The organism is Serratia sp. CY56464, from assembly GCF_052168435.1.
In the GTDB taxonomy this organism is placed as follows: domain Bacteria; phylum Pseudomonadota; class Gammaproteobacteria; order Enterobacterales; family Enterobacteriaceae; genus Serratia; species Serratia marcescens.
In genome coordinates this window covers 168646-190809 of sequence record NZ_JBJNMV010000005.1, presented here as the reverse complement: position 1 = coordinate 190809, position 22164 = coordinate 168646, and the positions used below count along the sequence as shown (strand labels likewise).

Genomic DNA, 22164 nt, shown 5'->3' with positions numbered 1-22164 from the left:
ACTGATGCTGATGAAACACGCCGCCACGGTACGCTGGCAACTCTGGATAGTGGCATTCGGCTTCTTTATGCAGACGCTGGATACCACTATCGTCAACACCGCCCTGCCCTCAATGGCCGCCAGCCTGGGGGAGAACCCGCTGCGCATGCAGTCGGTGATCGTCTCCTATGTGCTGACGGTGGCGGTGACGCTGCCGGCCAGCGGCTGGCTGGCGGACAAAGTCGGCGTACAGCGGGTGTTTTTCAGCGCCATCGTGCTGTTCACCCTCGGCTCCCTCCTCTGCGCCCGTTCGGAAACCCTGAACGAGCTGATCGCCTCGCGCGTGCTTCAGGGCGTCGGCGGCGCGATGATGGTGCCGGTCGGGCGCCTGACGGTGATGAAGATCGTGCCGCGCGAGCAGTACATGGCGGCGATGACCTTCGTGACGCTGCCGGGCCAGATCGGCCCGCTGATGGGGCCGGCGCTGGGCGGTTTCCTGGTGCAATACGCCAGCTGGCACTGGATTTTCCTGATCAATATTCCGGTGGGCATCGTGGGCGCCATCGCCACACTGCTGCTGATGCCCAACTACCAAATGCAGACCCGCCGCTTCGATCTCAGCGGCTTTATCCTGCTGGCGATCGGCATGGCGTCGCTGACGCTGGCGCTCGACGGCCATAAAGGCATGGGGCTGTCCGGCGGCGCCATCGCCGGCCTGGTGGCGCTGGGCGCAGCGGCGCTGTTGGGGTATGTTTGGCATGCCTACGGCAATAGCCGCGCCCTGTTCTCGCTGCGGCTGCTTCGCACCCCAACCTACAAAATCGGGCTGCTGGCCAGCCTGCTGGGGCGCATCGGCAGCGGCATGCTGCCGTTCATGACGCCGCTGTTCCTGCAGGTGGGCATGGGTTTCACGCCGTTCCACGCCGGGCTGATGATGATCCCGATGATCATCGGCAGCATGGGCATGAAGCGCATCGTGGTGCAGGTAGTCAACCGCTTTGGCTACCGCAACGTGCTGGTGGCCGCCACGCTGCTGCTGGCGCTGGTCAGCCTGAGCTTCCTGCTGGCGGCGATGCTCGGCTGGCTGTGGCTGCTGCCGGTGGTGCTGTTCTTCCAGGGGATGATCAACTCACTGCGCTTCTCGGCGATGAACACTCTGACGCTGAAAGATCTGCCGGACCGGCTGGCCAGCAGCGGCAACAGCCTGCTGTCGATGGTCATGCAGCTGTCGATGAGCCTCGGCGTCAGCGTCGCCGGCATCTTGATCGGCAGCTTCGCCCATCACCAGGTGGTGGCCGATAGCCCGGCCATCCACAGCGCATTCATTTACAGCTACTGCTGTATGGCGTTGATTATCGCTCTGCCCGCGCTCGCCTTCGCGCGCGTGCCGGCCGATAGCGCGCCCAACCGCACGCTGACCAAAGAGCCGGGTACCGGCTCAACGAGGTTGCAATGAGGATAGGCATTACCGGAAAACTGTTCCTGGCCATTTTCGCTACCTGCATGCTGGTGTTGATCACCATGCATTGGGGGGTGCGTGTCAGCTTTGAGCGCGGCTTTATCGATTACATCAAGAGCAGCAACGAGCAGCGCATCAACATGCTGAGCGAAGCGCTGGAGGAACAGTACAGCCATCATGGCAACTGGATATTCCTGCGCAACAACGATCAGGTGGTCTACCAAATCATGCGTTCGTTCGAGCAGAATAGCGACAGCAGCCACAATCTGCCGCCCAAGGGGTGGCGCACCCAGTTTTGGGTGGTGGACAGCCAGTTCAATCGGCTGGTCGGGCATTCCGGCCCGTTGCCGAAGGAAGGGCCTCGCCACCCGATCCGCTACAACAACGAGATCGTCGGCTGGGTGCTCACCACCCCGGTCGAGCGCCTGACGCGCAATACCGACATCAACTTCGATCGCCAGCAGCGGCGCACCAGCTGGATTATCGTCGCGCTCTCCACCCTGTTGGCGGCGGCGGTGACCTGGCTGCTGTCGCGCGGCATGCTGGCCCCGGTCAAGCGCCTGGTGGCGGGCACCCACCGCCTGGCGGCCGGCGATTTCACCACCCGCGTGGCGGTCAGCAGCCAGGATGAACTGGGCAGGCTGGCGCACGACTTCAATCAGTTGGCCACCTCGCTGGAAAAAAACGAGCAGATGCGTCGCGCCTTTATGGCCGACGTGTCGCACGAGCTGCGCACGCCGCTGGCGGTGCTGCGCGGCGAGCTGGAGGCGCTGCAGGACGGCGTGCGCCAGCCGACGCCGGCGTCGCTCAGCTCGCTGCAGGCCGAGGTATCCACCCTGACCAAACTGGTCGACGATCTGCACCAGCTGTCGCTCTCCGATCTCGGCGCGCTGGCCTATCGCAAGGCGTCGGTGGACTGCGTGCACCTGGTGCAGATCGCCGTCGCCGCCTTCCGCGAACGCTTCCGCGCCAAAGGGCTGGAGATCGTCACCCATCTGCCGGCGCAAGCGCCGCTGTTCGGCGATCCCGATCGCCTGAACCAACTGTTCAATAACCTGCTGGAAAACAGCCTGCGTTACACCGACGCCGGCGGCCGATTGGAGATCGGCGTCGAGCAGCAGCCGGGGCGGCTGCTCCTTTACTGGCAGGACAGCGCGCCGGGCATCAGCGATCAGCAACTGACGCGCATTTTCGAACGTTTCTACCGGGCGGAAGGTTCACGCAACCGCGCCAGCGGCGGTTCCGGGCTGGGGTTGGCGATCTGCCACAACATCGTGGAAGCGCACGACGGGAAAATCCGCGCCGAGCATTCGCCTTTAGGCGGCGTGCGCATTACAGTAGAATTTGCTACCCCGATAAAAAATAAGGCGCCCTGATGGACATTCAGAATCAACCCGTGCAGATCATGATTGTTGAAGATGAGCCCAAGCTGGGCCAACTGCTGGTGGATTATCTCCAGGCGGCGGGCTACGCCACCCGCTGGCTGACCAACGGCAATGAGGTGGTGCCGACCGTGCACCAGCATCCGCCGGCGCTGATCTTGCTCGACCTGATGTTGCCGGGGGCCGACGGCCTGACGGTGTGCCGCGAGCTGCGCCGCTTCAGCGACGTGCCCATCGTGATGGTGACGGCGAAAATTGAAGAGATTGACCGCCTGTTGGGGCTGGAGATCGGCGCCGACGATTACATCTGCAAACCCTACAGCCCGCGCGAAGTGGTGGCGCGGGTGAAAACCATCCTGCGCCGCAGCTATCGGCCGCAGGAGAACGCGCGGGAAGATGACCTGCTGCACATCGATGAACCGCGCTTCCAGGCCAGCTATCAGGGGCAGTTATTGGATCTGACGCCGGCGGAGTTCCGCCTGCTGAAAACGCTGGCCAGCCAGCCGGGCAACGTGTTTTCACGCGAGCAGCTGCTGAACAACCTGTACGACGACTACCGGGTGGTCACCGACCGCACCATCGACAGCCACATCAAAAACCTGCGCCGCAAACTGGAACTGATCGACGGGGAAAAATCCTTCATCCGCTCGGTATACGGCGTGGGCTACCGCTGGGAAGCCGAGCCCTGCCGGCTGATGAATGGGGTTTAGGGGAAATCAGCGCGTCCAGTCTTCAACCGCCAACCCGGGCACCATGGCGAATGCGCGATCGTTGGTCACCAGCGTCGCGCCACGGCTCTGCGCGTGAGCGGCGATCAGTTGATCCATCGCGCCCATGATTTTGCCCTTTCTCTCCATGGTTGCCCGCATTTCACCGTAGCAACGGGCGGCCTCGCTATCCCATGCATAGACCGTCACTGCAGCAAGAAAGGCCTCGACCATGCTTTGCAACGCCTTGTTCCGCCGTTTAGCCACACCGTAAAGCAGTTCCGCCTCCGTGACGCTGGAAATACATACGGCAGAAGGCGGGAGCTTTTCCATGACGTTAAGCACCTGCGGATGCTGCCGAAACAAGTGGCTGACGGTGTTGGTATCAAACATGTACATCGCCTACTCTTCCTCTGAGAACGGATCGCGGTCTGCCACCCCTTGCTGACGATCTTCCGCGCCAAGAAATTCTTGCGGCACCGGCGTTTGGGCGATAATGCTCAGCAGCGGTGCCCAGCTGTCCGGCTTTGCCGGATATTTGGATAAAATCACGTTGCCCTCCCGATCGCGACGGATATAGACACGATCCGTATCAAATTCAAATTCCACCGGTAACCTCACCGCCTGATTTCTGCCGTTTTTAAACAGCTTTGCGATTCTTTCCATCTTGACACCTCCACAGCAGGCATAGGCCAAAGCATATGCCTGTAGCGTTTCGATGCCAAGATATATCGCTCATTTTTCATCCACATTGACGAAACGGCCAAACAGTAACGCACAATCTCACGGGGTGAAACCCTGTTCCCCTTGTTATGCGGCGCACTGCGCAATCGCCGCCCGCTCCCTTAGCTTCCCGTGCGGCGCTGTGCTTCTCGGACGAAAACTCCGCGCCGGCGCAAAAAAACTGCGCATTTTTTCGACTAAGCTGCTGTGAGGTTTAGCCGCCGATTTTCAAGCGATTGGCTACACTTACATCACGAATCGGAACCTACAGGAGAAGAACCATGGCAATCGGTCATTACGAGCTGAAAAAAGCAAAGAACGGACAGTACCACTTCAACCTGAAAGCCAGTAACGGCGAGATCATTCTGGCCAGCGAGATGTATGCCAGCAAAGCCTCGGCGGAGAACGGCATCGCCTCGGTGCAGACCAATTCACCGCACGAAGCGCAGTACGAACTGAAGCACAGCGCCAGCAATCAGCCCTATTTTGTGCTGAAGGCCAAGAACCATCAGGTGATCGGCGTCAGCGAAATGTACAGCTCCGAAAGCGCGGCCAAAAACGGTATCCAGTCGGTGACGAAAAACGGCCCGACCACCGACATCCGCGATTTGAGCGCCTGATCCCCCGTTTCGCCCGCGCGGTGGCCGCCACCGCGCGTTTTCCGTTTGACCGGGATCAATCTCCCTTGAATAAATCCGGTTAACTGCTGATTTCTTGCCGCGCTGCGGCTACAATCCCCCGCTTTTACTGCGCCATCAGGTGGCGTGGTGCTGACCTGAAATCAGACCGAGACACACTATGTTTACACCGGAACTTCTCTCCCCGGCCGGCACGCTGAAAAATATGCGTTACGCCTTCGCCTACGGCGCCGATGCGGTTTACGCCGGCCAGCCGCGCTACAGCCTTCGGGTGCGCAACAACGAGTTCAACCATGAGAATCTGGCGCAGGGCATCAACGAAGCGCATGCGCTGGGCAAAAAATTCTACGTGGTGGTCAACATCGCCCCGCACAACGCCAAGTTGAAGACTTTCCTGCGCGATCTGAAGCCGGTTATCGATATGGGCCCGGATGCGCTGATCATGTCCGATCCTGGCCTGATCATGATGGTGCGCGAAGCCTTCCCGCAGATGGACATCCACCTGTCGGTGCAGGCCAACGCCGTTAACTGGGCGACGGTGAAGTTCTGGAAGCAAATGGGCCTGACCCGCGTGATCCTGTCGCGCGAACTGTCGCTGGAAGAGATCGCCGAGATCCGCGCCGAAGTGCCGGACATGGAGCTGGAAATCTTCGTCCACGGCGCGCTGTGCATGGCCTACTCCGGCCGCTGCCTGCTGTCCGGCTACATCAACAAGCGCGATCCCAATCAGGGCACCTGCACCAATGCCTGCCGCTGGCAGTACAAAGCGGAAGAAGGCAAAGAGGACGACACCGGCAATATCGTGCACCTGCACGAACCGATCCCGGTGCAAACCGTCGAGCCGACGCTGGGCATCGGCGCGCCCACCGACAAGGTGTTCATGCTGTCTGAAGCGCAAAAGCCAGGCGAATATATGAGCGCCTTCGAGGACGAACACGGCACCTATATCATGAACTCCAAGGATCTGCGCGCCATCCAGCACGTGGAGCGTCTGACGCAGCTCGGCGTGCATTCGCTGAAGATCGAAGGGCGCACCAAGTCCTTCTACTACTGCGCCCGCACCGCTCAGGTCTATCGCCGCGCCATCGACGACGCGGCCGCCGGCAAACCGTTCGATCCGACCCTGCTCACCACGCTGGAAGGCCTGGCGCACCGCGGCTATACCGAAGGCTTCCTGCGCCGCCACGTGCACGAAGCGCAGCAGAATTACGACTACGGCTCCTCGCTCTCCGAGCGCCAGCAGTTCGTCGGCGAATTCACCGGCGTGCGCCGTGATGGCTGGGCGGAAGTCGACGTGAAGAATAAGTTCGCGCTCGGCGACAGCGTCGAAATGATGACACCGGGCGGCAACGTGGTGTTCACCCTCGAGAGCATGAAAAATAAGAAAGGCGAATCGATTGAGGTGGCGCCGGGCAACGGCCATATCGTTTATTTGCCGATCCCGCAGGATATCGATCTCAATTATGCGTTGCTGATCCGCAATTTGGCGGAAGAAAATAGCGCCGGGGCATAAAAATGAATCGCCGTCATTCGGCGGCGATTTTTAGCAAATATTAGAATTGGATCACATCAATGTGCGCGCAGCTTGGTTACTATCACGCTGCTTAAAACGAACAACGAAAATATTTGCATAGCAATACTAGGAACCACCTCCTTAGCCGGCCCAATCTCCCTTGGGCTGGCTTTTTCTTTATGGGTGCGCCTATTTTTTTCCACCACGCCTATTTCCATAACTTATTCCCATTATCCGTTTTAATAATAATAATCACGCCGCTTCGATATATAAATAACGCTACAGCGATTAATCCTCGCTTCTTTAACACTTTGCTTATTTCCGCGTAAAATTCAGATAAATTCGCATTGCTTCATATTCACTGAGCGCCGGGAAATAACCGGAATTAGCTGAATATTCTGATGGCCTGGTGGCGGCAGCTGGTTTATCTTGAGGCATTCTTGGTTTTCCGCCGGAGGATATCGGCAATGCCTCAACACTCACATGCGTCCGCCCTGCTTATCATCAACGGCAAAGGCGCCGGTAACGAAGAGCTGCGTCAGGCGGTCAACCGGCTGCGCGAAGAACAGATAACGTTGCACGTGCGCGTCACCTGGGAGCACGGCGATGCCGCGCGCTATGTCGCGGAAGCCGCGCAGCTCGGCGTCGGCACCGTCGTCGCCGGCGGCGGTGACGGCACCATCAACGAAGTGGCCGCCGCGCTGGTGCAGCTGCCGGCGCACAACCGGCCGGCGCTGGGCATCCTGCCGCTCGGCACCGCCAACGACTTCGCCATGGCGTGCAATATCCCTCCGTCCCCCGAACTGGCGCTGCAGCTGGCGATCAAGGGCCGTTCAGTGCCGATCGATCTGGCGAAGGTCAACGGCGAGCGCTACTTCATCAACATGGCCACCGGCGGCTTCGGCACCCGCATCACCACCGAAACGCCGGAGAAGCTGAAGGCGGCGCTGGGCGGCGTGTCCTACTTTGTGCACGGCCTGCTGCGCATGGATACGCTGCAGGCCGACCGCTGTGAAATCCGCGGGCCGGACTTCCGCTGGGCCGGCGAGGCGCTGGTGATCGGCATCGGCAACGGCAAACAGGCCGGCGGCGGCCAGGAACTGTGCCCCAGCGCGCTGATCAACGACGGCCTGCTGCAGCTGCGCCTGCTGATCGCCGATGAACTGCTGCCGGCGCTGGTCGCCGCCCTGTTCAACGACGAAGAGAGCAACAGCATCCTCAGCGCGGCGCTGCCGTGGCTCGAGATCGACGCGCCGCATGAGATGACTTTCAACCTCGACGGCGAACCGCTCAAAGGCCGCCATTTTCGCATCGAAGTGTTGCCACAGGCCATCGAATGCCGCCTGCCGCCTAACTGCGCCCTGCTGGGCTGACCTTGTCGGGCGCAGCCGCTGCGCCCCGCTTCTTCCCCTCCGCTCATCCGCTTACACTCGCGATCAAATGTGATCCTCTCCGGCAAATTCATTAATTCATACTTGTATGGTAGTTAGTTCATGGCGTATTTTCGCGCTATCTCTCCGCAGCTACAGGATGTGAAGGTTATGAAAATCGTCAACGCCGAGGTGTTCGTCACCTGCCCGGGGCGCAACTTTGTCACGCTGAAAATCACCACCGATGACGGCATCATCGGCCTCGGTGACGCCACGCTGAACGGGCGCGAATTGCCGGTGGCCTCTTACCTGAAAGATCACCTCTGCCCGCAGTTGATCGGCCGCGACGCGCAGCGGATCGAAGACCTCTGGCAATTCTTCTACAAAGGCGCTTACTGGCGGCGCGGCCCGGTGACCATGTCAGCCATTTCCGCCGTCGACATGGCGCTATGGGACATCAAGGCCAAGGCCGCCAATATGCCGCTGTATCAGCTGTTGGGCGGCGCCTCGCGCTCGGGAGTGATGGTGTATTGCCACACCACCGGCCACTCGATCGACGAGGTGCTCGACGACTACGCCAAACATAAAGAGCAAGGCTTCAAGGCGATCCGCGTTCAATGCGGCGTGCCGGGCATGAAAACCACTTACGGCATGGCCAAGGGCAAAGGCCAGGCTTATGAGCCGGCCACCAAGGGCGACTGGCCGGAAGAGCAGCTGTGGTCGACGGAAAAATACCTCGATTTCACCCCCAAACTGTTCGACGCGGTGCGCACCAAGTTCGGTTTCAACGAGCACCTGCTGCACGACATGCACCACCGCCTGACGCCGATCGAAGCGGCGCGCTTCGGTAAAAGCGCCGAGCCGTATCGCCTGTTCTGGATGGAAGATCCGACGCCGGCGGAAAATCAGGCCTGCTTCCGCCTCATCCGCCAGCATACCGTCACGCCGATCGCCGTCGGCGAGGTGTTCAACAGCATCTGGGACTGCAAACAGCTGATCGAAGAACAGCTGATCGACTACATCCGCACCACCCTGACGCACGCGGGCGGCATTACCGGCATGCGGCGCATCGCCGACTTCGCCTCACTGTATCAGGTGCGTACCGGTTCACATGGCCCTTCCGATCTGTCGCCGATCTGCATGGCGGCGGCGCTGCACTTCGATCTGTGGGTGCCAAACTTCGGCGTGCAGGAATACATGGGCTATTCCGAGCAAATGCTCGAAGTGTTCCCGCACAGCTGGACGTTCGACGACGGCTATATGCATCCGGGCGACAAGCCGGGCATCGGCATCGAGTTCGATGAGAAGCTGGCGGCCCGTTACCCGTATGAACCGGCCTACCTGCCGGTCGCGCGTCTGGAGGATGGCACCTTATGGAACTGGTAAACACCATGCGCAGCGTCGTGATCGAACAGCCCGGGCGCCTGGCGATCCAGACGCGCGCGCTGCCGCTACCGGCGGCCGGCGAAGTGCGGGTCAAGGTGAAATTCGCCGGCATCTGCGGCTCCGACGTCCATATCTATCACGGCCATAACCCGTTCGCCCGCTACCCGCGGGTGATCGGCCACGAGTTCTTCGGCCTGATCGATGCACTGGGCGAAGGCGTCGATCCGGCGCGCCTCGGCGAACGCGTCTCGGTAGACCCGGTGGTGAGCTGCGGCCACTGCTATCCCTGTTCGGTCGGCCGCCCCAACGTCTGCACCTCGCTGCAGGTGATCGGCGTGCACTGCGACGGCGGCTTCAGCGACTACGCCTGCGTACCGGCGCGCAATGCCTACCCGGTTCCGCCGGCCATCAGCGATCGCCACGCCGCGATGATCGAACCCTTCAGCATCGCCGCCAACATTACCGCCCATCTGCAACCGCGCCCCGACGACATCGCGCTGATCTACGGCGCCGGGCCGATGGGGCTCACGGTGATCCAGACGCTGAAAGGGGTGTATGGCGTCAAGCAGGTATGGGTCGTCGATCGCATCGCCGAGCGGCTGGACATGGCGCGCGCCAACGGCGCCGACGAAACATTCAACAACGCCGAGGCCGCATTGCCGCAGGCGCTGCAGCAGCGCGGCGTTCAGCCGACGCTGATCGTCGATGCCGCTTGCCACCCCGCCATTTTACCGGAGGCGATCGCGCTGGCTTCGCCGGCGGCGCGCATCGGCATCATGGGCTTTTCCGGCGACGCCTGCACCCTGACCCAGCAGAGCATCACCAGCAAGGAGCTGTCGATCTTCTCTTCGCGCCTGAACAGCGCGCGCTTCCCGCAGGTGATCGCCTGGATGGCGGACGGCAAGCTGGACCCGCAGCGGCTGCTCACCCACTGCGTGCCCGCCGACGACGTCGAACGGGCGATGCAGATGTTCGAGCGGGATCAGCGCACCTGCTGCAAGGTGCTGCTGCAGTTCGAGTAACGCCAAGGCGGCATCGGGGCATGGGGCGGCGCCCGCCGCCCGTGCAAACAACGAAGCATCACGATTAAAACGACACCCAGTGGAGTGCTTTATGTTTAAAAACCTGCGTTGGACCATCGTGTTCCTGCTGTTCATGGTCTACATGATCAACTACCTCGATCGCGTGGCGCTGTCGATCACCGTGCCGATGATCGAACAGGATCTGATGCTGAACGCCGAACAGTTCGGTCTGATCTTCGGCAGCTTCTTCTTCGGCTACGCCATTTTCAACTTCGTCGGTGGGCTGGCGGTCGACCGCTTCGGCCCGACGCTGGTGCTGGGCGTGGCGGTCGGCCTGTGGTCCATCTTCTGCGGCATGACGGCGATCGCCACCGGTTTTTACTCAATGCTGATCCTGCGCGTCCTGTTCGGCATGGCCGAAGGGCCGATCTGCGCCTCGGCCAACAAGATGATTAACGGCTGGTTCCCGAAGAAACAGGCGGCGACCGCCGTGGGCCTGCTCAGCGCCGGTTCGCCCTTGGGCGGCGCGGTGGCCGGGCCGATCGTCGGCTATCTGGCGCTGGCGTTCGGCTGGCGGCCGGCGTTTATGATCATCTGCGCCATCGGCATCGTCTGGATGCTGGTGTGGTTTTTCGTGGTGGCGGATAACCCGGCGAAAAGCCAACGCGTCAGCAACGAAGAACGGGCGCTGATCGCACGGTTGAAACAGGAAAATCTCGGCGAGGAAAGCGCCTTGAGCGACGCTCCGCACGGGCTGGGTTACTACCTGAAGCAGCCGATCATTCTGGTCACCGCCTTCGCCTTCTTCTGCTACAACTACATCCTGTTCTTCTTCCTGAGCTGGTTCCCCTCGTATCTGGTGCAGGCGCACAACCTGAACATCAAAGAGATGAGCCTGACCACGATGATCCCGTGGATCGTCGGCTTCGTCGGGCTGGCGCTCGGCGGCTATATTTCCGACAAGATCTTCAACATCACCGGAAAATTGCTGCTGTCACGCAAGATCGTGCTGGTCACCAGCCTGCTGGCGGCGGCGGTGTGCGTGGCGTTGGCGGGCACCGTCAGCAGCGTGGTGCCGGCGGTGATGCTGATGTCGGTGTCGATCTTCTTCCTCTACATTACCGGCGCTCTCTACTGGGCGATCATCCAGGACGTGGTGCATAAATCCCGGGTCGGCGGCGCCAGCGGGTTCATTCATTTGATCGGCAGCGTCTCCGGCATCATCGGGCCGATCGCCACCGGCTACATCGTGCAGAACACCGGCAAATTCGACAGCGCCTTTATGCTGGCGGGCGGCGTCGCCGCGCTGGGCGCGCTGCTGGTGCTGCTGGTGATCAAGGCGCCGCGCGCAACGGCGGGCGTGCAAATCTTAAAACCCTAACGCCAGACGGGGCGGCTTCGCCCCTTTGCTTACCTCTCCAGGGACATTGAACATGAGACTTTCCGACCACAGCGCGCTGCCGGCCGCCGTTATCCGGCCCGGCTACGCACGTGAGCGCGTGAAACCGCGCATGGCGCATATCGGCTTCGGCGCGTTTCACCGCGCGCACCAGGCGATGTACGCCGACAGGCTGGCCAGCGAGCACGGCAGTGACTGGGGCTACTGCGAAATCAGCATGCAGCACGGCCAGCAAAAGATCGCCGATCTACGGCAACAGGACCTGCTGTTCTCGGTGGCGGAGATGGACGACGACGGCTGGCGGGGCCGGGTCATCGGCGTGGTGCGCCAGGCGCTGCACCTGCAAACCGACGGGTTAGCGGCGGTGCTGGCGGCCCTGACGCAGCCCGAGATCGCCATCGTCTCGCTGACCATCAGCGAAAAGGGCTATTGCCACCACCCCGCCAGCGGCCGGCTGATGGCGGAACACCCGGCGATCGCGCATGATATCGCCCACCCGGCACAGCCGCAGTCGGCGCCGGGGCTGCTGCTGGCGGCGCTGCGCCTGCGCCGTGAACGCGGGCTGCCGCCGTTCGCCGTGATGTCCTGCGATAACATGCCGGCCAACGGCCGGGTCACGCGCCAGGTGCTGGTCGAACTGGCGCAGCGGCAGGATCCGGCGCTGGCCGACTGGGTGCGTCAAGAGGTCGCCTTCCCTTCCACCATGGTGGATCGCATCGTGCCGGCGGTAACGCCGGAGGCCCGCCGGCAGTTGCGCACCTGGCTGGGCGGCGTCGAAGATGAGGTCGGCGCAGCCTGCGAGCCGTTCAGCCAGTGGGTCATTGAGGACCGATTTCCCCAGGGGCGCCCGGCCTGGGAAAAGGTCGGCGCCGAACTGGTGAGCGACGTGCTGCCGTACGAGGAGATGAAGCTGCGCATGCTGAACGGCAGCCATTCGTTTCTCGCCTACCTCGGCTACCTGGCCGGTTATCAGCACGTCGGCGATTGCATGCAGGATGCGGATTTTGTCCGCGCCGCCCGTCACCTGATGCTGGCGGAACAGGCGCCGACCCTGCAGGTGCCGAACGTCGATTTGGCGCAGTATGCCGACTCGCTGCTGCAGCGTTACCGCAACCGCGCGTTGAAGCACCGCACCGCGCAGATCGCCATGGACGGCACGCAGAAGTTGCCGCAACGGCTGCTGGACGCGATCCGCTGGCATCTGGCGCGCGGCAGCCGCTTTGACTGCCTGGCGCTGGGCGTCGCCGGCTGGATGCGCTACGTCGGCGGCCGCGATGAACAAGACGAGCCGATCGCCATCAGCGATCCGCTGCGCGAACGCCTCGCCGCGTTGGTCGCCGACAGCGAGGAAGGCCGGCCCCGCGTCCTGGCGTTGCTGCAACTCGACAGCGTCTTCGGCCGCGATCTGCCCGATTCGCCTGACTTCGTCCACGCCGTCAGCCACGCTTATCACCAATTGCTGAGCCGGGGGGCCAAAGCCGCCGTCGCCGCTCTGCCGCTTACCGACCGGGAGGTTTCCGATGACCGTCACCACGCATAACGCCGTCAATACCGGCAATCAACCGCTGCTGCGGCGCGTCGCCAGCGCTTCGGCCATCGGCACCGCCGCCGAATACTATGATTTCTTCGCCTACGGCACCGCCGCGGTGCTGTTCTTCGGCCAGCTGTTTTTCCCCAGCGCCGATCCGCTGATCAGCACGCTGGCGGCCTTCGCCACCTACGCGGTCGGTTTCCTGGCGCGCCCGCTGGGCGGCATCGTGTTCGGCCATATCGGCGACAAGGTCGGCCGCAAGAAGGCGCTGGTGATCACCATCCTGATCGTCGGCCTCGGCACCTTTTGCATCGGCCTGCTGCCCACCTATGAGCAGATCGGCATCTGGGCGCCGATCGCGTTGATCTTTATCCGCGTGCTGCAGGGCTTCGGCGTCGGCGGCGAACAGGCCGGCGCGGTGCTGATGACCGCCGAATATGCGCCGCCGCCGCGGCGCGGCTTCTACGCCAGCTGGGTGCAGATCGGCGCGCCTGCCGGTTTCTTGCTGCCGTCCGGGCTGTTCGCGCTGCTGACCGCCGTGCTGTCGCCGGCGCAGATGCTGGACTGGGGCTGGCGCATTCCGTTCCTGCTCAGCCTGCTGCTGGTGCTGGTCGGGCTGTTTATTCGCCTGAAGATCGACGAATCGCCGGTGTTTACCCAGATCCGCGCCACCAAAGCGGTGGAGAGCCGGCCGGTGGTGGAAGTGGCCCGCCGCTATCCCGGCCTTATCGCCAAAGGAGTGTGCGCCAAGCTGATCGAAGCCTGCGCCTTCGCCATGTTCACGGTGATCGTGCTGGCCTACGGTAAGGCCAACCACCTCAACGAAAGCATTCTGCTGGAGGCGATGATCGTGGCGGTGCTGCTGGAGATTTTCGCCATTCCGCTGATGGGCCGCCTCTCCGATCGGCTGGGGCGCAAACCGGTTTACATCGCCGGCGCGCTGCTGCAGGTGGTGTGCATCGTGCCGTTCTTTATGGCGATCAACATCGATAATTTCTGGGTGACGCAGATCGCCATGATTGTAGTGCTGACCTTCGGCCACAGCATGTGCTACGCGCCGCAGGCTTCCTACTTCCCGGAACTGTTCCCCACCCGCGTGCGCTGCAGCGGCATCGCGCTGATCTGGCAGATCGGCTCGCTGATCGGCAGCGGCATTCTCGGGCTGCTGGCGGTGAAGATCCTGCAGGTGACCGGCGGCCATTACTACGGGCTGGCCGGCTACATGATGGTGCTGGGCGTGGTGTCGGCCCTCGGCCTGAGCCTGATGCCGGAAACCGCGCCAGAGCGGCGCAAGCAGGAGTATCAGGATTGGCATCACTGAGTTACCCTGCCCGGCGGGTGGATTTATCCCCCCGCCCTCAACCAATAATCTGCTAGTATGGTGGCATTCGAATTCCAGCCAGATGCCTGATTGTCGCCATGTCTGAAACGTACAGTCTCACCAACAACGTCCCGGTCAACCAGCAGATCTATCGCTTCCTGCGCAAAGATATCGTCGACTGCACCATCCCCCCCGGCACCCTGCTGTCCGAGAAAGAGATCTCCACCCGCTTTTGCGTTTCGCGCCAGCCGGTGCGCGAAGCCTTCATCAAGCTGGCGGAGGCCGGTCTGGTGCAGATCCTGCCGCAGCGCGGCACCTTCGTGATGAAGATTTCCGCCAAGCGCGTGGCCGACGGGCGCTTTATCCGTCAAGCGGTGGAATGCGCCATCGTGCGCCGCGCGGCTGAGCGCGCCACTCCGGCGCAGCTGATGACGCTGGAGCATAACCTGCACCGTCAAGAGCTGGCGGCGCAGAACGGGCAAACGCGCGAATTTTTGGCGCTGGACGACGAGTTCCACCAGCTGCTGACCCAGTTTGCCGACTGCCCGCTGGCGTGGGAGACCATCGAAACCATCAAGGCCACCATGGATCGGGTGCGTTTCCTCAGCCTGAGCGAAGTCTCGCCGCCGGAGAGCCTGATCAAGCAGCACTACCGCATCTACGAAGCGCTGAAAGCGCGCGATGCCGAGGCGGCGGAGCGCGCCATCCACGATCATCTGCAGGAGATGATCTACTCCATCACCCCGATCGCCCTGCAGAACACCGAGTGGTTCGAGATCGAATAATCAACCGCTTAGCAAGCCGGGGGCGATCGCCCCCGCGTATTTGGCCACGCCAATGGCATTTCCTCTCAATCGCATCTATTGTTTGTCCTTGCCGGATCAAGTTCGGTAGCATCGCTTTACAGCTTCAATCACCGCTTTTTTACTACGCCGGTGGTCAAAAACCCTTGCATTGCCGGTGTATGAAGAAGCTTAATCGGGAGTGAATCATGACTGATATTGTGCAGTTGCTAGGAAAGGAAGCGGAAGATCTGCTGCAACACCGCTGTACCACTATCCCCGCCGAGAATCTCTACCTGCCGGGCGCCGACTTCGTCGACCGCGTAATGATCGATAACAACCGCCCCAACAGCGTGCTGCGTTCGATGCAAACCCTGTTCAACCACGGCCGCCTGGGCGGCACCGGTTATCTGTCTATCCTGCCGGTCGATCAGGGCATCGAGCACTCCGCCGCCGCCTCGTTCGCCGCCAACCCACTGTATTTCGATCCGAAGAACATCGTCGAGCTGGCGATTGAAGCCGGCTGTAACTGCGTCGCTTCCACCTACGGCGTGCTGGCGTCGGTATCGCGCCGCTACGCGCATAAGATCCCGTTCCTGGTCAAACTCAACCACAACGAAACGCTGAGCTACCCGACCCAGTACGACCAGACCCTGTACGCCAGCGTCGAGCAGGCGTTCAACATGGGGGCAGTGGCGGTCGGCGCCACCATTTACTTCGGCTCCGAACAGTCGCGCCGCCAGATCGAAGAGATCTCGATCGCCTTCGAGCGCGCGCATGAGCTGGGCATGGTCACGGTGCTGTGGGCCTATCTGCGTAACCCGGCGTTCAACAAGGACGGCGTGGACTACCACTCCAGCGCCGATCTGACCGGCCAGGCCAACCACATCGCCGCCACCATCGGCGCCGACATCGTCAAACAGAAAATGGCCGAAAACAACGGCGGTTACCGCGCAGTGAAATTCGGCTACACCGACGATCGCGTCTACACCAAGCTGACCACCGATCACCCGATCGATCTGGTGCGCTACCAGCTGGCCAACTGCTACATGGGTCGCGCCGGGCTGATCAACTCCGGCGGCGCCGCCGGTGAGAACGATCTGCAGGAATCGGTGCGCACCGCAGTGATCAACAAACGCGCCGGCGGCATGGGCCTGATCCTGGGGCGCAAGGCGTTTAAGAAATCGATGAAAGACGGCGTGGCGCTGATCAACGCCGTGCAAGACGCCTACCTGGACAAGAAGGTCACCATCGCCTGATGTGACGGACCGTCTGTCCCAAAGCCCGGTTCGCCGGGCTTTTTTGTTCCCGTTATCCCGCCTCACGCGCCGTTCACCTTCTCTTTCTTTCACTTTAAACTTTCAAAATAAAATATTTATCTTTCAAATTGTGATCTATTTAAAACAAATAGCCCAACAAAGTGACTACTGTAAGGCCCATGGCGACAGAGCCGCCGTTCGCTCCAGGCCATATCAGTCCATTACAGGAGAACATAATGATTGAGCTAATCACCCACGGCGCCGAGTGGTTTATCGGCCTGTTTCAGAAAGGCGGTGAAGTGTTTGTCGGCATGGTGACCGGCATTTTGCCCTTGTTGATCAGCCTGTTGGTTATCATGAACGCGCTGATCAAATTTGTTGGCCAGGAACGTATCGAACGATTGGCGCAGCGCTGCGCGGGCAACCCCGTTTCGCGTTATCTGCTGCTGCCGCTGATCGGCACCTTTGTCTTCTGCAACCCGATGACCCTCAGCCTGGGGCGCTTCATGCCGGAAAAATACAAGCCGAGTTACTACGCCGCGGCCTCCTACAGCTGCCACTCGATGAACGGCCTGTTTCCGCACATCAACCCCGGCGAACTGTTCGTTTACCTCGGCATCGCCAGCGGCCTGACCACCCTCGGCCTGCCGCTCGGCCCGTTGGCGGTGAGCTATTTCCTGGTGGGGCTGTTCACCAACTTCTTCCGCGGCTGGGTCACCGATCTCACCACCAGTCTGTTTGAACGCAAGATGGGCATCCGTCTGGATCGCCAGGTGCAACTTTAATTCGTGGAGTGCAGCATGAGTGCTTATATCCGTATTGAAAAAGGCGCCAGCGGCTGGGGCGGCCCCCTGGAGCTGCCGATAGAGCCCGGCAAAAAAGTGGTGTACATCACCGCCGGCACCCGGCCTTCCATCGTCGATCGCCTCAGCGAATTGACCGGCTGGCCCGCCGTCGACGGTTTCAAAGAGGGCGAACCGCCGGCGGAAGAGATCGGCGTGGCGGTGATCGACTGCGGCGGTACCCTGCGCTGCGGCCTGTACCCGAAACGCCGCATTCCGACGGTCAACATCCATGCCACCGGCCAGTCCGGCCCGCTGGCGCAGTTTATCCTCGAAGACATCTATGTCTCCGGCGTGCGTGACCACAACATCAGCCGAATCGACGCGACGGAGAACCCACCCGCCGCCGCGGTTGCAGCGCCGCCCAAGGCGCGCGACTACGACACCAGCAAGAAGATCACCGAACAAAGCGACGGGCTGCTGGCGAAGGTCGGCATGGGCATGGGATCGGTGGTGGCGGTGTTCTTCCAGGCCGGACGCGACACCATCGACACCGTGCTGAAGACCATTCTGCCGTTTATGGCGTTCGTCTCGGCCTTGATCGGCATCATCATGGCCTCCGGCCTCGGAGACTTTATCGCTCACGGCCTGACGCCGCTCGCCAACAGCCCGATCGGCCTGGTGACGCTGGCGCTGATCTGCTCATTCCCGCTGCTGTCGCCATTCCTCGGCCCCGGCGCGGTCATCGCCCAAGTGATCGGCGTGCTGGTCGGGGTACAGATCGGCCTCGGCCATATTCCGCCGCAGCTGGCGCTGCCCGCGCTGTTCGCCATCAACGCGCAGGCCGCCTGCGACTTCATTCCGGTCGGCCTGTCGCTGGCGGAAGCCAAACAGGACACCGTGCGGGTCGGCGTGCCTTCAGTGCTGGTCGGCCGCTTCCTGACCGGCGCGCCGACGGTGTTAATCGCCTGGGCCGCCTCGGCCTTCATTTATCAATAATGTGATCCCCAGGGAGACGTTTATGCACACCATTTTTCACACCACCATCACGCAGATCGGCGGCTGCGCCCGCGACGCGTTGCTGGACAACATGCTGATCACCTTCCGTGAAGGCGCCCCGGCGGATATCGAAGAGTTCTGCTTCATCCACCGCCACGGCGCAACCGCCGGCGAGCTGCAGGTCGGCGGCGTGATGGAACTGGCGCAGCAGCGCTACGCCATCACCGCCGTCGGCAGCGTCGCCACGCAGAATCTGCGCGAGCTGGGCCACATCACCGTGCGCTTCGACGGCGAAGCCGAAGCCGAATTCCCCGGCTCGATCCACGTTTCCGGCCCGACGCCGACTGATATCCCGTTGGGCAGCACGCTGTCATTTATCGCATAAGGAGTAGACCATGTCTGAAGTAGCTGTAGTGATTGGCGGCGGCCAAACGTTAGGCGCCTTTTTGTCCCACGGGCTGGCGCAGGCCGGTTATCGGGTGGCGGTGGCCGATCTGAACGCCGACAACGCCAATCGGGTGGCACAGCAGATCAACGAAGAGTACGGCACAGGCAGCGCCTGCGGTTTTCAAGCCGACGCCACCGACGAGCAGAGCGTGATCGCGCTGGCGACGGCGGTTGACCGGGCGTTCGGCCAGGCCAACCTGCTGGTGTACAGCGCCGGCATCGCCAAGGCGGCGCCAATCACCGATTTCCCGCTGGGCGACTTCGACCGCTCGCTGCAGGTGAACCTGGTGGGCTATTTCCTCTGCGCCCGCGAATTCTCGCGCCTGATGATCCGCGACGGCATCGCCGGGCGCATCATCCAGATCAACTCCAAGTCCGGCAAGGTCGGCAGCAAGCACAACTCCGGCTACAGCGCCGCCAAGTTCGGCGGCGTGGGGCTGACGCAGTCGCTGGCGCTCGATCTGGCGGAATACGGCATTACCGTGCATTCGCTGATGCTCGGCAACCTGCTGAAATCGCCGATGTTCCAGTCGCTGCTGCCGCAGTACGCGCAAAAACTGGGCATCGCACCGGACCAGGTGGAGCAGTACTACATCGACAAGGTGCCGCTGAAGCGCGGTTGCGACTATCAGGACGTACTGAACACCCTGCTGTTCTACGCCAGCGATAAGGCCTCTTACTGCACCGGCCAATCGATCAACATCACCGGCGGCCAGGTGATGTTCTGACGCCATCGACGCCTCCTTCCACGGAAGGGGGCCTAAGGAGAACCCCATGACACAAGCTTTGATCGCCTTCGCGCTGCTGGCCTGGCTGCTGCAAATCGCCTTCGGCTGGTGGCAACTGCAACGTTTCAACCGCGCCTTCGACGGTTTATGCCGGCTGGGCGCCGTGGGCGTCGGCCGTTCCGGCGGCCGTTTTCGCCCACGGGTGGTGCTGGCGCTGGCCTTCGACGACGATCGGCGGGTATGCGGCAGCCTGTTGCTGCGCGGCCTGACCGTCTTCGCCCGGCCCCGCCCGCTGCCTCATTTACACGGATTGCATCAGCGGGATTTGCGCCCGGATGTGATCTTCCCCGAGGATCGCGCATGCCAGTCTGCACTATCGTTAGCGATTGACCCCAAATCGTGATATTTTCACATTAAAAGACATTACCTTTCATAGTGAATTATTCAGCGAGGGGAAATGCCCAACTCTTGTGAACGGGAATCGCGATGAAACCAAAGCAGCGGCAGGCCGCTATCCTTGAATATCTGCAGCGGCATGGCAAAACGGCGGTGGACGCCCTGGCCGAGCATTTCTCCACCACCGGCACCACCATCCGCAAGGATCTCACCCTGCTGGAAGAAGAAGGCGAGGTGATCCGCACCTACGGCGGCGTGGTGCTCAGCCGCGACGACGGCGATCAGCCAATCGACCGTAAAACCCATATCAACACCGAGAAAAAGCGCCGCATCGCCAGCGCCGCCGTGGCGCTGATCGCCGACGGCGACTCGCTGATCTTCGACGCCGGCAGCACGGTGCTGCAGATGGTGCCGCACCTGGCGCAGTTCAATAACATCACGGTGATGACCAACAGCCTGACCATCGTCAACGCGCTGGTGGAACTGGACAACGATCAGACCATCCTGATGCCCGGCGGCACCTACCGCAAAAAATCGGCCTCGTTCCACGGCAGCCTGGCGGAATCGGCGTTCCAGCAATTCAGCTTCGACAAGCTGTTTATCGGCGCGGACGGCGTCGATCTCAACGCCGGCGTCACCACCTTCAACGAAGTGCACAACGTCAGCAAAGCGATGTGCGAAGCCGCCGGCCGCATTATTCTGTTGGTTGACTCCTCGAAATTCGGCCGCAAGAGCCCGAACGTGGTGTGCGAACTCAGCGCCGTCGACACGCTGATCACCGACCGAGACATCAACCCCGATTACCTCGCCGCCCTGCAGGCGAAAGGCATCAATATCATTCTGGTAGGAGACCCCGATGAGTAACGCCAACGCCCTGCTCGCCTTCGCCCGCGAAACGCTGGAGATCGAGTTGACCGAAGCGCAGCGCCTGCTGGCGCGCCTGGATGACAACTTCGTCTGCGCCTGCGAGCTGCTGCTGAACTGCCGCGGCAAAGCGGTGATTTCCGGCATCGGCAAGTCCGGCCATATCGGCAAAAAAATCGCCGCGTCGCTGGCCAGCACCGGCACGCCGTCATTCTTCGTGCATCCGGCGGAGGCGCTGCACGGCGATCTCGGCATGATCGGCGCCGACGACGTGGTGGTGTTCATCTCCTACTCCGGCCGCGCCAAAGAGTTGGATCTGATCCTGCCGCTGCTGGCGGAGAACGGCATTCCGGTGATCGCCGTTACCGGCGGCAAAGAGTCGCCGCTGGCGCAGGCCGCGGCCTGCGTGCTGGATATCGGCGTCGAGCGCGAAGCCTGCCCGATGGGGCTGGCGCCCACCTCCAGCGCGGTCAACACCCTGATGATGGGCGACGCCCTGGCGATGGCGCTGATGCGCCAGCGCGGCTTCAACGCGGAAGACTTCGCCCGATCGCACCCGGGCGGCAGCCTGGGCGCGCGTCTGCTGAACCGCGTGCATCACCTGATGCGCACCGGCGATCGCCTGCCGCGCGTGAGCGAAAGCGCCAACGTGATGGAGGCGATGCTGGAACTGAGCCGCACCGGGCTGGGGTTGGTGGCGGTCTGCGACGCGCAGCAGCGGGTGGTGGGCGTATTTACCGACGGCGACCTGCGCCGCTGGCTGGTGAAGGGCAACAGCCTGCAGGATCCGCTCAGCCCGGCGATCACCCGCCCCGGCTATCGGCTGCCAGAGCAGTGGCGCGCCGGGGAGGCGCTGGAAGCGCTGCACGAACAACACATCAGCGCGGCTCCGGTGGTCGATATGGACGGCGTGCTGGTGGGGGCGCTCAACCTGCACGATCTGCATCAGGCCGGCATCGGCTGATCAACGCCGGGGGCGCCATCACCGGCGCCCCCCGGTCAGATCATTTCCAATCGGGATTGTTCTCGAACTGCTGCTTCAGCAGCGCTTTCATGTCGTCATTCGGCTTGCCGAGCCACTGGTACTTGGCATACTTCTTCGGATGATCGACGGCTTCCGGCCGATCTTCCACTTCCACCCGCACGCCCCAGGCCTGGGATTTGTCCGCGCTGAACGCCACGATCAAAAAGTTATTGCCGCAGTCGTGGGGCTTGCACAGGTTGCCGACCAGATACTCTTTGCCCTTCCAGTTCAGATTCTGCGCCGGCGTAGAGGTGCCGACGCCCTTGCGCGCCCAGCCCGGCATCCGCGCCTGGCCTTTCACCATGTTTTGCCAGCTGGCCTGATACCCCGGCAGCTGAATCAAATCCGATGTGGTGACGATTTGTTGGGCAAAGCTGCCCGCGCTGAAGCTGAGCAGTGCGCCAAAGAGGGCGCAACGCAGCGCCTGGTGTCCCGTCATAGTCCTTCTCCCTA

General features: G+C 62.0%; 23 protein-coding genes. 20 read left to right on the top strand and 3 right to left on the bottom strand.

Annotated features, from left to right (window positions below):
- The first annotated feature begins 4 nt into the window (after positions 1 to 4).
- Genes mdtD through baeR form a run of 3 tightly spaced genes read left to right on the top strand, consistent with a single transcriptional unit; the run spans position 5 to position 3530 of the window.
- A complete protein-coding gene (mdtD, locus tag ACJ8KE_RS20350) occupies positions 5 to 1435 on the top strand; it encodes a multidrug transporter subunit MdtD (protein ID WP_016926706.1) in 1431 nt (476 codons plus the stop codon).
- On the top strand, positions 1432 to 2814 hold the full coding sequence (gene baeS / locus ACJ8KE_RS20345) for a two-component system sensor histidine kinase BaeS (protein WP_016926705.1): 1383 nt from the start codon (positions 1432 to 1434) through the stop codon (positions 2812 to 2814). Before mdtD ends, baeS begins: the two co-directional genes overlap by 4 nt.
- Positions 2814 to 3530, top strand: a complete 717-nt coding sequence (gene baeR / locus ACJ8KE_RS20340) for a two-component system response regulator BaeR (protein ID WP_004941568.1) — start codon at positions 2814 to 2816, stop codon at positions 3528 to 3530. The genes baeS and baeR overlap by 1 nt, the downstream gene beginning before the upstream one ends.
- 6 nt (positions 3531 to 3536) lie before the next feature.
- On the opposite strand, the gene ACJ8KE_RS20335 is transcribed toward baeR, so the two are convergent.
- Both ACJ8KE_RS20335 and ACJ8KE_RS20330 read right to left on the bottom strand, forming a co-directional pair.
- Complete coding sequence (locus ACJ8KE_RS20335) at positions 3537 to 3926, bottom strand: type II toxin-antitoxin system VapC family toxin (RefSeq protein WP_016926704.1); 390 nt, start codon at positions 3924 to 3926, stop codon at positions 3537 to 3539.
- 3 nt (positions 3927 to 3929) lie between these two features.
- Entirely contained in the window at positions 3930 to 4193 is a 264-nt protein-coding gene (locus tag ACJ8KE_RS20330) for an antitoxin (RefSeq protein ID WP_004941563.1), read from the bottom strand.
- Between the two features lie 338 nt (positions 4194 to 4531).
- Between ACJ8KE_RS20330 and ACJ8KE_RS20325 the strand changes: the two genes are divergently transcribed.
- From ACJ8KE_RS20325 to gutQ, 17 genes are all read left to right on the top strand, one after another.
- Positions 4532 to 4870 carry a YegP family protein gene (locus ACJ8KE_RS20325; RefSeq protein ID WP_016926703.1) on the top strand — a complete coding sequence of 113 codons (339 nt, stop codon included), beginning with the start codon at positions 4532 to 4534 and terminating at the stop codon, positions 4868 to 4870.
- Between the two features lie 178 nt (positions 4871 to 5048).
- Positions 5049 to 6401 (top strand): prephenate-dependent tRNA uridine(34) hydroxylase TrhP, encoded by a 1353-nt coding sequence (gene trhP / locus ACJ8KE_RS20320; protein ID WP_028127781.1) that lies wholly within the window; start codon positions 5049 to 5051, stop codon positions 6399 to 6401.
- A 467-nt stretch (positions 6402 to 6868) separates the two neighbouring features.
- Positions 6869 to 7774, top strand: a complete 906-nt coding sequence (yegS, locus tag ACJ8KE_RS20315; RefSeq protein WP_016926701.1) for a lipid kinase YegS — start codon at positions 6869 to 6871, stop codon at positions 7772 to 7774.
- A gap of 168 nt (positions 7775 to 7942) precedes the next feature.
- The gene (gene manD / locus ACJ8KE_RS20310; protein ID WP_016926700.1) at positions 7943 to 9157 is read left to right on the top strand and encodes a D-mannonate dehydratase ManD; all 1215 of its coding nucleotides are present in this window, start codon (positions 7943 to 7945) and stop codon (positions 9155 to 9157) included.
- A gap of 5 nt (positions 9158 to 9162) precedes the next feature.
- Positions 9163 to 10179: a Zn-dependent oxidoreductase gene (locus tag ACJ8KE_RS20305; RefSeq protein ID WP_115436746.1), complete on the top strand. Its 1017-nt coding sequence runs from the start codon at positions 9163 to 9165 to the stop codon at positions 10177 to 10179.
- 91 nt (positions 10180 to 10270) lie between these two features.
- A complete protein-coding gene (locus ACJ8KE_RS20300; protein WP_015378745.1) occupies positions 10271 to 11560 on the top strand; it encodes an MFS transporter in 1290 nt (429 codons plus the stop codon).
- A gap of 52 nt (positions 11561 to 11612) precedes the next feature.
- Positions 11613 to 13118, top strand: coding sequence for a mannitol dehydrogenase family protein (locus tag ACJ8KE_RS20295; RefSeq protein ID WP_318670143.1), 1506 nt, complete (start codon positions 11613 to 11615; stop codon positions 13116 to 13118).
- Positions 13099 to 14430 carry an MFS transporter gene (locus ACJ8KE_RS20290; RefSeq protein ID WP_318670142.1) on the top strand — a complete coding sequence of 444 codons (1332 nt, stop codon included), beginning with the start codon at positions 13099 to 13101 and terminating at the stop codon, positions 14428 to 14430. Before ACJ8KE_RS20295 ends, ACJ8KE_RS20290 begins: the two co-directional genes overlap by 20 nt.
- A 98-nt stretch (positions 14431 to 14528) precedes the next feature.
- Positions 14529 to 15215 (top strand): GntR family transcriptional regulator, encoded by a 687-nt coding sequence (locus ACJ8KE_RS20285; protein ID WP_016926696.1) that lies wholly within the window; start codon positions 14529 to 14531, stop codon positions 15213 to 15215.
- Between the two features lie 206 nt (positions 15216 to 15421).
- Entirely contained in the window at positions 15422 to 16471 is a 1050-nt protein-coding gene (gene fbaB, locus ACJ8KE_RS20280; protein ID WP_015378749.1) for a class I fructose-bisphosphate aldolase, read from the top strand.
- Positions 16472 to 16707: 236 nt separating this feature from the next.
- A complete protein-coding gene (gene srlA, locus ACJ8KE_RS20275) occupies positions 16708 to 17256 on the top strand; it encodes a PTS glucitol/sorbitol transporter subunit IIC (protein ID WP_004941528.1) in 549 nt (182 codons plus the stop codon).
- Between the two features lie 15 nt (positions 17257 to 17271).
- Positions 17272 to 18252, top strand: a complete 981-nt coding sequence (gene srlE, locus ACJ8KE_RS20270) for a PTS glucitol/sorbitol transporter subunit IIB (protein WP_016926695.1) — start codon at positions 17272 to 17274, stop codon at positions 18250 to 18252.
- A gap of 22 nt (positions 18253 to 18274) precedes the next feature.
- A complete protein-coding gene (gene srlB / locus ACJ8KE_RS20265; protein WP_004941520.1) occupies positions 18275 to 18637 on the top strand; it encodes a PTS glucitol/sorbitol transporter subunit IIA in 363 nt (120 codons plus the stop codon).
- Between the two features lie 10 nt (positions 18638 to 18647).
- Complete coding sequence (gene srlD, locus ACJ8KE_RS20260) at positions 18648 to 19427, top strand: sorbitol-6-phosphate dehydrogenase (RefSeq protein WP_028127783.1); 780 nt, start codon at positions 18648 to 18650, stop codon at positions 19425 to 19427.
- Positions 19428 to 19473: 46 nt separating this feature from the next.
- Positions 19474 to 19830 (top strand): transcriptional regulator GutM, encoded by a 357-nt coding sequence (gene gutM / locus ACJ8KE_RS20255; protein ID WP_049299964.1) that lies wholly within the window; start codon positions 19474 to 19476, stop codon positions 19828 to 19830.
- An 83-nt stretch (positions 19831 to 19913) separates the two neighbouring features.
- Entirely contained in the window at positions 19914 to 20687 is a 774-nt protein-coding gene (srlR, locus tag ACJ8KE_RS20250) for a glucitol operon DNA-binding transcriptional repressor SrlR (RefSeq protein WP_016926692.1), read from the top strand.
- On the top strand, positions 20680 to 21651 hold the full coding sequence (gutQ, locus tag ACJ8KE_RS20245; RefSeq protein WP_016926691.1) for an arabinose-5-phosphate isomerase GutQ: 972 nt from the start codon (positions 20680 to 20682) through the stop codon (positions 21649 to 21651). Before srlR ends, gutQ begins: the two co-directional genes overlap by 8 nt.
- Before the next feature lie 40 nt (positions 21652 to 21691).
- On the opposite strand, the gene ACJ8KE_RS20240 is transcribed toward gutQ, so the two are convergent.
- The gene (locus ACJ8KE_RS20240; protein ID WP_016926690.1) at positions 21692 to 22150 is read right to left on the bottom strand and encodes an inhibitor of vertebrate lysozyme family protein; all 459 of its coding nucleotides are present in this window, start codon (positions 22148 to 22150) and stop codon (positions 21692 to 21694) included.
- Positions 22151 to 22164 lie beyond the last annotated feature (14 nt).

Bases quoted from the DNA above. Each gene is read 5' to 3' on its own strand.
- mdtD (WP_016926706.1), top strand. From the start codon at position 5: ATGCTGATGAAACACGCCGCCACGGTACGCTGGCAACTCTGGATAGTG.
- baeS (WP_016926705.1), top strand. From the start codon at position 1,432: ATGAGGATAGGCATTACCGGAAAACTGTTCCTGGCCATTTTCGCTACC.
- baeR (WP_004941568.1), top strand. From the start codon at position 2,814: ATGGACATTCAGAATCAACCCGTGCAGATCATGATTGTTGAAGATGAG.
- ACJ8KE_RS20335 (WP_016926704.1), bottom strand. From the start codon at position 3,926: ATGTACATGTTTGATACCAACACCGTCAGCCACTTGTTTCGGCAGCAT.
- ACJ8KE_RS20330 (WP_004941563.1), bottom strand. From the start codon at position 4,193: ATGGAAAGAATCGCAAAGCTGTTTAAAAACGGCAGAAATCAGGCGGTG.
- ACJ8KE_RS20325 (WP_016926703.1), top strand. From the start codon at position 4,532: ATGGCAATCGGTCATTACGAGCTGAAAAAAGCAAAGAACGGACAGTAC.
- trhP (WP_028127781.1), top strand. From the start codon at position 5,049: ATGTTTACACCGGAACTTCTCTCCCCGGCCGGCACGCTGAAAAATATG.
- yegS (WP_016926701.1), top strand. From the start codon at position 6,869: ATGCCTCAACACTCACATGCGTCCGCCCTGCTTATCATCAACGGCAAA.
- manD (WP_016926700.1), top strand. From the start codon at position 7,943: ATGAAAATCGTCAACGCCGAGGTGTTCGTCACCTGCCCGGGGCGCAAC.
- ACJ8KE_RS20305 (WP_115436746.1), top strand. From the start codon at position 9,163: ATGCGCAGCGTCGTGATCGAACAGCCCGGGCGCCTGGCGATCCAGACG.
- ACJ8KE_RS20300 (WP_015378745.1), top strand. From the start codon at position 10,271: ATGTTTAAAAACCTGCGTTGGACCATCGTGTTCCTGCTGTTCATGGTC.
- ACJ8KE_RS20295 (WP_318670143.1), top strand. From the start codon at position 11,613: ATGAGACTTTCCGACCACAGCGCGCTGCCGGCCGCCGTTATCCGGCCC.
- ACJ8KE_RS20290 (WP_318670142.1), top strand. From the start codon at position 13,099: ATGACCGTCACCACGCATAACGCCGTCAATACCGGCAATCAACCGCTG.
- ACJ8KE_RS20285 (WP_016926696.1), top strand. From the start codon at position 14,529: ATGTCTGAAACGTACAGTCTCACCAACAACGTCCCGGTCAACCAGCAG.
- fbaB (WP_015378749.1), top strand. From the start codon at position 15,422: ATGACTGATATTGTGCAGTTGCTAGGAAAGGAAGCGGAAGATCTGCTG.
- srlA (WP_004941528.1), top strand. From the start codon at position 16,708: ATGATTGAGCTAATCACCCACGGCGCCGAGTGGTTTATCGGCCTGTTT.
- srlE (WP_016926695.1), top strand. From the start codon at position 17,272: ATGAGTGCTTATATCCGTATTGAAAAAGGCGCCAGCGGCTGGGGCGGC.
- srlB (WP_004941520.1), top strand. From the start codon at position 18,275: ATGCACACCATTTTTCACACCACCATCACGCAGATCGGCGGCTGCGCC.
- srlD (WP_028127783.1), top strand. From the start codon at position 18,648: ATGTCTGAAGTAGCTGTAGTGATTGGCGGCGGCCAAACGTTAGGCGCC.
- gutM (WP_049299964.1), top strand. From the start codon at position 19,474: ATGACACAAGCTTTGATCGCCTTCGCGCTGCTGGCCTGGCTGCTGCAA.
- srlR (WP_016926692.1), top strand. From the start codon at position 19,914: ATGAAACCAAAGCAGCGGCAGGCCGCTATCCTTGAATATCTGCAGCGG.
- gutQ (WP_016926691.1), top strand. From the start codon at position 20,680: ATGAGTAACGCCAACGCCCTGCTCGCCTTCGCCCGCGAAACGCTGGAG.
- ACJ8KE_RS20240 (WP_016926690.1), bottom strand. From the start codon at position 22,150: ATGACGGGACACCAGGCGCTGCGTTGCGCCCTCTTTGGCGCACTGCTC.